General features: G+C 73.5%; 9 protein-coding genes. All 9 read right to left on the bottom strand.

Annotation, left to right across the window (positions count from 1 at the left end; genetic code table 11):
• A partial coding sequence (locus IDM29_RS11715) for a hypothetical protein (RefSeq protein WP_188037558.1) occupies positions 1 to 385 on the bottom strand: 385 nt, incomplete at its 3' end.
• Positions 385 to 1,158, bottom strand: coding sequence for a 4-hydroxy-tetrahydrodipicolinate reductase (gene dapB / locus IDM29_RS11710; RefSeq protein ID WP_309232725.1), 774 nt, complete (start codon positions 1,156 to 1,158; stop codon positions 385 to 387). The genes dapB and IDM29_RS11715, both read right to left, overlap by 1 nt.
• A 170-nt stretch (positions 1,159 to 1,328) precedes the next feature.
• Positions 1,329 to 2,672 carry a pitrilysin family protein gene (locus tag IDM29_RS11705; RefSeq protein WP_182113591.1) on the bottom strand — a complete coding sequence of 448 codons (1,344 nt, stop codon included), beginning with the start codon at positions 2,670 to 2,672 and terminating at the stop codon, positions 1,329 to 1,331.
• Position 2,673: 1 nt separating this feature from the next.
• Entirely contained in the window at positions 2,674 to 4,905 is a 2,232-nt protein-coding gene (locus IDM29_RS11700; RefSeq protein WP_182113590.1) for a polyribonucleotide nucleotidyltransferase, read from the bottom strand.
• A gap of 225 nt (positions 4,906 to 5,130) precedes the next feature.
• Positions 5,131 to 5,400 (bottom strand): 30S ribosomal protein S15, encoded by a 270-nt coding sequence (rpsO, locus tag IDM29_RS11695; protein WP_035059732.1) that lies wholly within the window; start codon positions 5,398 to 5,400, stop codon positions 5,131 to 5,133.
• Positions 5,401 to 5,495: 95 nt separating this feature from the next.
• Positions 5,496 to 6,503 (bottom strand): bifunctional riboflavin kinase/FAD synthetase, encoded by a 1,008-nt coding sequence (locus IDM29_RS11690; RefSeq protein ID WP_182113589.1) that lies wholly within the window; start codon positions 6,501 to 6,503, stop codon positions 5,496 to 5,498.
• Between the two features lie 77 nt (positions 6,504 to 6,580).
• Positions 6,581 to 7,573 carry a tRNA pseudouridine(55) synthase TruB gene (truB, locus tag IDM29_RS11685; protein ID WP_182113588.1) on the bottom strand — a complete coding sequence of 331 codons (993 nt, stop codon included), beginning with the start codon at positions 7,571 to 7,573 and terminating at the stop codon, positions 6,581 to 6,583.
• Positions 7,488 to 7,964, bottom strand: coding sequence for a 30S ribosome-binding factor RbfA (gene rbfA, locus IDM29_RS11680; protein WP_188037557.1), 477 nt, complete (start codon positions 7,962 to 7,964; stop codon positions 7,488 to 7,490). Before rbfA ends, truB begins: the two co-directional genes overlap by 86 nt.
• A 105-nt stretch (positions 7,965 to 8,069) precedes the next feature.
• Positions 8,070 to 10,085, bottom strand: a 2,016-nt coding sequence (infB, locus tag IDM29_RS11675) for a translation initiation factor IF-2 (RefSeq protein WP_188037556.1), incomplete at its 5' end; no start/stop codon positions are given.

Below are 10,085 nucleotides of genomic sequence, written 5' to 3'. Positions count from 1 at the left end.
CCCGCGCGGCGTCGTAGGCGAACCCGAGGCGGAACCACGCCGCCCAGTCGTCGGGGCGCGCCTCCACCTCCGCCCGCGCCACGCCGAACGCGGCGTCGGCGGCCTCGGCCGTCACGCGCCCGCCCGGTGTGCGGGGCAGGTCGTCGACCGGCAGCGCGCCGTCGGCCGCCAGCCGGTCCGCCATGTGCTGCACCGTCGCGGCGAGCCGCCACTCGCGCCAGACCAGCCACAGGCCGAGCACGGGCAGGACCAGGACCGCCACGCCGAGGGCGATCGCGACGGGCTCGCCCGTCGCGACCAGCGTCACCGCCCGGCCGGCGGCCGCCACGAGGTAGACCAGCAGGAGCGCGGTCAGCAGGGCCGCACCGATCATCGAGCGGCGCATCAGCCGAGGTCCAGGTAGTGGTCGAGGCCCACCGTGAGCCCCGGGCGGCCGGGCACGGTACGCACCGCGTGGAGCACCCCGGGCATGAACGAGACCCGGTCGAAGGAGTCGGTGCGGATCGTCAGCTGCTCCCCCGGGTTGCCGAAGAGGATCTCCTCGTGCGCGACCAGGCCGCGCAGGCGCACGGCGTGGACGCGCACGCCCTCGACGTCGGCGCCACGCGCACCGTCGAGCGCCGACGCGGTCGCGTCGGGCATCGGCGGCAGCCCGGCAGCCCGCCGCGCCGCCGCGATCCCCCGCGCGGTGTGGGTCGCGGTGCCGCTGGGTGCGTCGACCTTGTCCGGGTGGTGCAGCTCGACGACCTCGGCCGACTCGAACCACCGCGCGGCGCGCGCGGCGAACGCCATGGCGAGCACCGCCCCGAGCGCGAAGTTCGGCGCCACGAGGACGCCGACCCCCGGCGCGGCACCCAGCGCCTCGCGCACTCGGCCGAGCGAGGCGTCGTCCCAGCCGGTCGTCCCGACGACGGCGTGGATCCCGGCACCGACGAGGGCGAGCACGTTGGCCTCGGTCGCCGACGGCACGGTGAAGTCCACCGCGACGTCGACACCGTCCAGCGCGGCGACGTCGTCCCCCGCGTCCAGACGCGCGACCAGGTCGAGGTCGGGCGCCGCCTCGACCGCCTCGCAGGTCGTGCGGCCCATGCGGCCCGCGGCGCCGAGGACGGCCACGCGCAGGCGCCGGGAGGCGTCATCAGATCTGGTCTCACCCACGGACCACGACCCTAGTCGCCCGCCCGAGGCCCGCGAGCACGTCCGTCCCACGCGAGCACGTCCTGCACGACGGACGTCCTGGCGTCGAACGGACGTGCTCGGCGGCCGGCCGGGGCCGGGGGGCCGGGGCCGGGGCCGGAGGGCCGGGGGTGGGTTGGGCCGGGGTGGGGTCAGGCGCCGAAGGGGCCGACGCGGACGACGGACCGGGGGCGCGAGGCCAGCTCGGCCGCCAGGTCGCGGACGTCGTCGGCGGTCACCGCGCGGATGCGCTGCAGCGACTCCTCCTGGCTGAGGAGCTCGCCGTGGACCAGCTCGGCCTTGCCGAGCCGGCTCATGCGCGAGCCGGTGTCCTCCAGGCCCAGCACGAGCCCGCCGGAGAGCTGGCCGATGCTGCGCTCCAGCTCGGTGGCCGTGATGCCGTCCTGCGCGAGCCGCTCCCAGCCCTCGGCGAGCAGGTCGAGCACCTCGTCGACCTTGGACGGGGCGCACCCGGCGTAGAGGCCGAAGATGCCCGTGTCGGCGTGGCCGGACGAGAAGCAGTAGACGGAGTACGCGAGGCCGCGGCGCTCCCGGATCTCCTGGAACAGGCGCGAGGACATGCCGCCGCCCAGGACCGCGTTGAGCACCGACAGCGTGAAGCGGCGCTCGTCGGTGGCGGTGAGGCCGAGCGTGCCGAGGATGACGTTCGCCTGCTCGGTCGTCCGGTGGACGACGACCTCGGTCCCGGCGGCAGGCAGCCCGTCGGTGCCGGCGCCGACGGCGCGGGCGGCCTCCCGGCGCCCGCTCGGGGCGGCGCCGGGGTCGAGGTCCCAGCCTCCGGCGCGCAGCGCGTCGGTGACCTGGCCGCACAGGGCGTCGTGGTCGACCCCGCCCGCGGCCGTGACGACCAGCGTGGCGGGCCGGTAGTGCTCGCGGTAGTGCTCCCACACCGCGTCGCGCGGCACCGCGCGGATCGTGGCGGGAGTGCCCCCGATGGGGCGGCCCAGGGCGTGGGCGCCGAGCACCGTGGCGGCGAACTGCTCGTGCACGACGTCGGAGGGGTCGTCGTCGTTCATCGCGAGCTCTTCGAGGATGACCCCGCGCTCGGTCTCGAGCTCGTCGGGGTCCAGCCGCGCGGAGGTCACCATGTCGGCGATGACGTCCAGCGCCATCGGGACGTCCGCGTCGAGCACCCGCGCGTAGTAGCAGGTGTGCTCCTTGCCGGTCGCGGCGTTGGCCTCACCGCCGACGGCGTCGAACGCCTCGGCGATGTCCATCGCGGAGCGCCGCTGCGTCCCCTTGAACAGCAGGTGCTCGAGGAAGTGCGTCGACCCGTGGTGGCCGTCGGTCTCGTCACGCGAGCCGACGCCGACCCACGCACCCACCGTGGCGGAGCGCAGGCCGGGCATCGCCTCGGTGAGGACCCGGACCCCGCCGGGCAGGACGGTACGGCGCACGAGGGCGCCGCCGTCCTGCCCGGCGGTCACGTCACTGCCCGGCAGGCCCGGGCGGATCAGCGGAAGGTCCAGTGACACCTCAGGCCTGGTCGCCGTCGGCCGTGGCGGGCGCCTCGGCACCGGCCTCGCCGCCCTCGATGACCGCGTGCAGCGAGAGCTTGCCGCGCGGGTCGATCTCGCCGATCTCGACCTGGACCTTCTGGCCGACGCCGAGCACGTCCTCGACGTTCTCGACGCGCTTGCCACCGACCAGCTTGCGGATCTGCGAGATGTGCAGCAGACCGTCCTTGCCCGGGGAGAGCGAGACGAACGCACCGAACGTCGTGGTCTTGACGACCGTGCCGACGAAGCGCTCCCCGATCTCGGGCATGTGCGGGTTGGCGATCGCGTTGATCGCCGCCCGCGCGGCCTCCGCCGACGGACCGTCGGTGGCGCCGATGTAGACCGTGCCGTCGTCCTCGATGGAGATGTCGGCGCCGGTCTCCTCCTGGATCTGGTTGATCATCTTGCCCTTCGGGCCGATGACCTCGCCGATCTTGTCGACCGGGACCTTCACCGTGATGACGCGCGGGGCGTTCGGCGACATCTCGTCCGGGGCGTCGATCGCCTCGTTCATGACGTCGAGGATGTACAGGCGGGCGTCGCGGGCCTGGGTCAGCGCGCCCCCGAGCACGTCGGCGGGGATGCCGTCGAGCTTGGTGTCGAGCTGGATGGCCGTGACGAACTCGCGCGTGCCGGCGACCTTGAAGTCCATGTCACCGAAGGCGTCCTCGGCACCGAGGATGTCGGTCAGCGCCGCGTAGCGGGTCTCGCCGTCGACCGTGTCGGAGACGAGGCCCATCGCGATGCCGGCGACCGCCGCGCGCAGCGGGACACCCGCGTTGAGCAGCGAGAGCGTCGACGCGCAGACCGAGCCCATCGACGTGGAGCCGTTGGAGCTCAGCGCCTCGGAGACCTGACGGATCGCGTAGGGGAACTCCTCGCGGCTCGGCAGCACCGGCATCAGCGCGCGCTCGGCGAGCGCGCCGTGGCCGATCTCGCGCCGCTTGGGCGAGCCCACGCGGCCCGTCTCACCGGTCGAGTACGGCGGGAAGTTGTAGTTGTGCATGTACCGCTTGCGCGTCTCGGGCGAGAGCGTGTCGAGCTGCTGCTCCATGCGGAGCATGTTGAGCGTCGTGACGCCGAGGATCTGCGTCTCGCCGCGCTCGAAGATGGCCGAGCCGTGCACGCGCGGGAGCACCTCGACCTCGGCCGAGAGCGTGCGGATGTCCCGCAGCCCGCGGCCGTCGATGCGGAAGCCGTCCGTGAGGATCCGGCGGCGGATGACCTTCTTGGTCACGGCGCGGATCGCGGCGGAGAGCTCCTTCTCGCGACCCTCGAACTGCGCGCCGAGCTCGGCGAGCACCTCGGCCTTGACCTCGTCCAGGCGACCCTCGCGCGTCTGCTTGTCCGCGATCGTGAGCGCCTGCGACAGGCGCTCCTCGGCGGCCTGCTCGACGGCGGCGTACGCGTCGGGCTGGTACTCGGGGAAGACCGGGAAGTCCTGCACGGGCTTGGCGGCCTTGGCCGCGAGCTCCTGCTGGGCCACGACGAGCGCCTTGAGGAACGGCTTGGCCGCCTCGAGGCCCTGCGCGACGATCTCCTCGGAGGGGGCCACGCCACCCTCGTCCTTGATGAGGTTCCAGCTCTTCTCGGGAGCCTCGGCCTCGATCATCGCGATGGCGACGTCGTCACCCACGACGCGGCCGGCGACGACCATGTCGAACGTGGCGCGCTCGCGCTCGGAGTAGCGCGGGAAGGCGACCCACTGGCCGTCGATGAGCGCGATGCGCACGGCGCCGACGGGGCCGGAGAACGGCAGGCCGGAGAGCTGCGTCGAGATGGACGCGGCGTTGATCGCCAGGACGTCGTACGAGTCGTCCGGGTGGATCGCCATGACCGTGACGACGACCTGGACCTCGTTGCGCAGGCCCTTGACGAACAGGGGGCGCAGCGGCCGGTCGATGAGACGGCAGGCGAGGATCGCGTCCGTGGACGGGCGGCCCTCGCGGCGGAAGAACGAGCCGGGGATCTTGCCCGCGGCGTACTGGCGCTCCTCGACGTCGACCGTCAGGGGGAAGAAGTCGAACTGCTCCTTGGGGTGCTTGCCGGCCGTCGTGGCCGACAGGAGCATCGTGTCGCCGTCGAGGTAGGCGACGGCCGCGCCGGCGGCCTGCTTGGCCAGACGGCCGGTCTCGAAGCGGACGGTGCGGGTGCCGAAGCGGCCGTTGTCGATGACGGCCTCGGCGAACTGGATCTCGGGTCCCTCCATGGGATGCCCTCCTTCGTCGAAGATCCCGGCTTCGTGCGACGGTCTTCGACCGTGGTCCGCGGACGCGCCGGGGGCGGTTCCGCGATCCACTACCGAGGACCGGACGCCGGTTCCGGGCGGTACGGGTTCACGTGCGGGTGGTGCTGGGTGGTGCGTGCGGCGCCTGGCGGCGCCTGACACCGGACCAGCCCGGACCCGCGAGGGGTCCGGGCTGGTGCGGGACGATCAGCGACGCAGGCCGAGCCGCTCGATGAGGCTGCGGTAGCGGTTGATGTCGACCTTCTGCAGGTAGCCGAGGAGACGGCGGCGCTGGCCGACGAGGAGGAGCAGGCCACGACGCGAGTGGTGGTCGTGCTTGTGCTCCTTGAGGTGCTCGGTGAGGTCCTTGATGCGCTGCGTCAGCATCGCGATCTGGACCTCGGGGGAGCCCGTGTCGTTCTCGGTCGTCGCGTACTCGGTCATGATGCGCTGCTTCGTGGCGGCGTCGAGGGGCACGTGCTCTCCTTGGTGTTCTCGCTGCGCGGTGCTCCGGGGCATGTCCACCCGGGCGCTCTGGGTCCGCGGCCGATCTGACGGCGTCTACCAGGGTATCAGTCGGCGGAGCCGAGCACCGACTCGAGCGGCCCGCCGGCCAGCCGGACGCGCGTGCGGGCCACGTCGTCAGCCATCTGCGCGATGAGCGCGTCCACCGAGTCGAAGCGGACCGTCGGGCGCAGCCGCTCGACGAACTCCAGGACGACCTCCTCGTCGTAGAGGTCCAGGTCCGTCCGGTCCGGCACGTGCGCCTCGACCCGGCGCTGCACGCCGTCGAACGTGGGGTTGGTGCCGATGGAGATCGCCACGGGCAGGTACCCGTCCGGGCGGTCCGCGGGGAAGCCCACGCGCCGCAGCCAGCCCGCGTAGACGCCGTCCGCGGGCACCATGCCCGTCGCGTCCTGCGAGAGGTTCGCCGTCGGGTAGCCGAGGTCCCTGCCGCGCGCGTCTCCGTGGACCACCGTGCCGCGCACGCGGTGCGGGCGGCCGAGGATCTGCGCGGCGCCCGCGACGTCGCCGGCTGCGAGCAGCTCGCGGACCCAGGTCGAGGACCAACGACGCGCGCCGTCACCCGGACCGTCCGCGGGGGTCCCGTGGACGTCCTCGATCACCTCGACCTCGAACCCGTAGCGCCGCCCGAGCTCGCGCATGGTCTCCAGGTCGCCCGCGTTGTGCAGCCCGAACCGCACGTCGCGCCCGACGACGACGGTCGCCGCCCGCAGCCCGTCGACGAGCCACGTCCGCACGAACTCCTCGGGCGTCGCGCGCGCGAAGTCGAGCGTGTACTCGACGAGCAGCACGGCGTGCAGCCCGGTCTCGGCGAGCAGCTCGAGGCGGTCGGCGATGCCCGTGATGAGCTCGGGCGCCCGCTCGGGGCGGTGCACCTGGGCGGGGTGCGGGTGGAACGTCACCGCGACGGCCCGGCGCCCGGACGCCGTGGCGTCCGCGACCATGCGGGTGAGCACCCCGCGGTGCCCGCGGTGCACCCCGTCGAAGTTGCCGATCGTCACGACGGTCGGGCCGAAGTCGTCGGGTACCTGGCTCAGGTCGGTCCAGCGGTGCACGTCCTACAGCCTGCCACGGGACGGACCGACGACCGACCTCGGGGCCGGCCCGGGACCCCGCCGGGCGCCCGTGGGCCTCACGCGGGCCGGAGCACGAGGACCGGTCGCGACCGGCCCGCACCGTCGTCGGCGAGCAGCGCGACCAGGTCGCCGTCGGGCGCGAACGCCGCCACGGGGGCGTCCCGCGTGGCCGGCAGCGACGGCTCCGCGGGCACCCGACGGCCGAACGAGAGCTCGGAGGCCTCGTGCTCCGTGAGCTCGCGCACGGGGAAGGTCGCGCGCGCCGCGTCGGCCATCGGCAGGACCCCGACCCCAGCCTCGAGCTCCTCGAGCGTGCGGGCGACATCGAGCCCGTACCCGCCGACGCGCGTGCGGCGCAGCGCCGTGAGGTGCCCGCCCACGCCGAGCGCGGCCCCGAGGTCGCGCGCGAGCGCGCGGATGTACGTGCCGGACGAGCACTCCACGACGACGTCGACGTCGAGCCCGGGCGGGCCGTCGTCGGCCGCCGCGGGACGCACCTCGAGGACGTCGAAGCGGTGGACCGTGACGGGGCGCGCCGGCAGCTCGACGTCCTCCCCCGCCCGCACGCGTGCGTAGGCCCGCTGGCCGTCGACCTTGATGGCGCTCACCGCGCTGGGCCGCTGCTGGATGGCGCCGGTCAGGCGCGCCACCTCGGCGGCGAGCCGCGCGGGGTCGACCGCCGAGGCGTCGGCGCGCTCCAGGACCTCGCCCTCGGCGTCGTCGGTGGTCGTCCGGGCACCCAGACGCACCGTGGCCAGGTACTCCTTGTCGGCGCCGACGACGAAGGTCAGCAGGCGCGTCGCGCGCTCCACGCCCAGGACCAGGACGCCGGTCGCCATGGGGTCGAGCGTGCCCGCGTGGCCCACCTTGCGCGTGCCCGCGAGCCGCCGCACGCGCGCGACGACGTCGTGGCTCGTCCAGCCGGCGGGCTTGTCGACGACGACGAGGCCGTCGGTGGCCACGTCAGGCCTGCGCCGGCCGGTCGTCCTCGCCGGCGGGCTCGTCCGGCTCGTCGTCCGGCTCGACAGGGCGGCGGTACGGGTCGGCATCGCCCGCGTAGCGCGCGGACGCGGCGAGCGCCGCCACCTCGGCGTCGCGCGCCGCGGCCTCGCGCAGCGCCCGCTCGAGGTGCTCGGCCGTCTCGGGGACGGCGTCGGCGATGAACTCGAGCGTGGGCGTCAGCCGGATCCCCGTCTGCTTGCCCACCTCGGAGCGGATGAGGCCCTTGGCGCTCTCGAGCGCCGCGGCCGTACCGGTGCGGGCCTCGTCGTCGCCGAGCACCGTGTAGAACACCGACGCGTGCTGCAGGTCACCGGTCACCCGCACGTCGGTGACGGTCACGAAGCCCAGGCGCGGGTCCTTGACGCGGGTGTCGAGCATCTGGGCGACGATCTTCTGGATCCGCTCGGACAGCTTGCGAGCGCGAGGGTGGTCGACCATGGCATTCCTCCGGGGTGCAGGTGGGGACGGCCGTGGGGGCGGCCGGAGAGCGCCGGGAGGGTCGCGCGCCGTCATCACGGCGCACGACCCTCCCGGCGAGAGACCTCAGGAGCGCGGCTTCTCGCGCATCTCGAACGTCTCGATGACGTCGTCGACCTGCAGGTCGTTGTACGACCCGAGACCGATACCGCACTCGTAGCCCTCGCGGACCTCGGTCGCGTCGTCCTTGAACCGCTTGAGCGACTCGATCGTGAGGTTGTCCGCCACGACGTTGCCACCGCGCAGGACGCGCGCCTTGGTGTTGCGGCGGATGGTCCCGGACCGGACGAGCGACCCGGCGATGTTGCCGAACTTGCTCGAGCGGAACACCTCGCGCACCTCCGCGGTGCCGAGCTGGACCTCCTCGTACTCGGGCTTGAGCATGCCCTTGAGCGCAGCCTCGACGTCCTCGATCGCCTGGTAGATGACCGAGTAGAAGCGCACGTCGACGCCCTCGCGGTCGGCCAGGTCCTCGACCCGCTCGGCGTACTTGACGTTGAAGCCGAGGATGATCGCGTTGTCGACCGTCGCCAGGTTCACGTCGTTCTGCGTCACGGCACCGACGCCGCGGTGGATGACGCGCAGCTCGACCTCGTCGCCGACGTCGATCTTGAGCAGCGCGTCCTCGAGGGCCTCGACGGCACCCGAGACGTCGCCCTTGAGGACCAGGTTGAGGGTCTCGACCTTGCCCTGCTGCAGCGCCTGCGTGAAGTCCTCGAGGCTGATGCGCTTGCGGCGCTTGGCCAGGAGGGCGGCGCGCTCGGCGGCCTCACGCTTCTCGGCGATCTGACGCGCGGTGCGGTCGTCCGGCGCCACCAGGAAGGTGTCGCCGGCGCGGGGCACCGACGTCAGGCCGAGCACCATGACCGGACGCGCCGGCGTGGCCTCGGTGAGCGCCCCGCCGTGCTCGTCGAACATCGCACGGACGCGGCCGTACGCCGTGCCGGCGACGATCGCGTCGCCGACGTGCAGCGTGCCGGACTGGACCAGGACGGTCGCGACGGCGCCGCGGCCCTTGTCGAGGTTGGCCTCGACGGCCACGCCGCGCGCGTCCTTGTCCGCGTTCGCCCGCAGGTCGAGCGCGGCGTCGGCGGTGAGCAGGACGGCCTCGAGGAGCTCGTCGATGCCCTGGCGGCGCAGCGCCGAGATGTCGACGAACATCGTGTCGCCGCCGTACTCCTCGGCCACGAGGTTGTACTCGGTGAGCTGCTGGCGGATCTTGGCGGGGTTGGCCCCCTCCTTGTCCACCTTGTTGACCGCGACGACGATCGGCACGCCGGCCGCCTGCGCGTGGTTGAGCGCCTCGATGGTCTGCGGCATCACGCCGTCGTCCGCCGCGACCACGAGGATCGCGATGTCCGTGACCTGGGCCCCACGCGCACGCATGGCGGTGAACGCCTCGTGACCCGGGGTGTCGATGAAGGTGATCGACCGCTCCAGACCCTCGTGCTCGGTGTGGATCTGGTACGCGCCGATGTGCTGGGTGATGCCACCCGCCTCGCCGGCGACGACGTCGGCGGACCGGATCGCGTCGAGCAGCTTCGTCTTTCCGTGGTCGACGTGGCCCATGACCGTGACGACCGGCGGACGCGCCGTGAGCTGCGAGTCGTCCTCGTCGGCCAGCTCGGCCTCGAGGTCGATGTCGAAGGACCCGAGCAGCTCGCGGTCCTCCTCCTCGGCCGACACCATCTCGATGCGGTAGCCGAGCTCGGACGCGAGGGTGCCGAACGTGTCCTCGTCGAGCGACTGCGTCGCGGTCGCCATCTCACCGAGGTGGAAGAGGACCGTGACGAGGCTCGCCGGGTTGGCGTCGATCTTGTCGGCGAAGTCGTTGAGCGACGACCCGTGGCGCAGGCGCACGACCGTGCTGCCGTCACCGCGGGGAACCTGCACGCCACCCAGCGAGGGGGCCTGCATCTGCTCGAACTCCTGCCGCTTCGCGCGCTTCGACTTCCGTCCGCGCACGGGCCGCCCGCCGGCGCGCCCGAAGGCACCCTGCGTGCTGCCACGACCGGCACCGCGACCACCGCCGCCGGGACGGCCGGCGAAGCCGCCGCCGCCCGCAGGCGCACCGCCGCCGCC

The sequence above is a fragment of the Actinotalea sp. JY-7885 genome (genome assembly GCF_014525465.1).
In the GTDB taxonomy this organism is placed as follows: Bacteria; Actinomycetota; Actinomycetes; order Actinomycetales; family Cellulomonadaceae; genus Actinotalea.
The sequence above is the reverse complement of the archived record's forward strand: the minus strand, read 5'-3'. Positions and strand labels throughout refer to the sequence as shown.

What these genes read in the sequence shown, in the direction of transcription:
- rbfA (WP_188037557.1), bottom strand. Translation starts at nt 7,964, where the DNA reads ATGGTCGACCACCCTCGCGCTCGCAAGCTGTCCGAGCGGATCCAGAAG.
- IDM29_RS11700 (WP_182113590.1), bottom strand. Translation starts at nt 4,905, where the DNA reads ATGGAGGGACCCGAGATCCAGTTCGCCGAGGCCGTCATCGACAACGGC.
- truB (WP_182113588.1), bottom strand. Translation starts at nt 7,573, where the DNA reads ATGCCGACCCGTACCGCCGCCCTGTCGAGCCGGACGACGAGCCGGACG.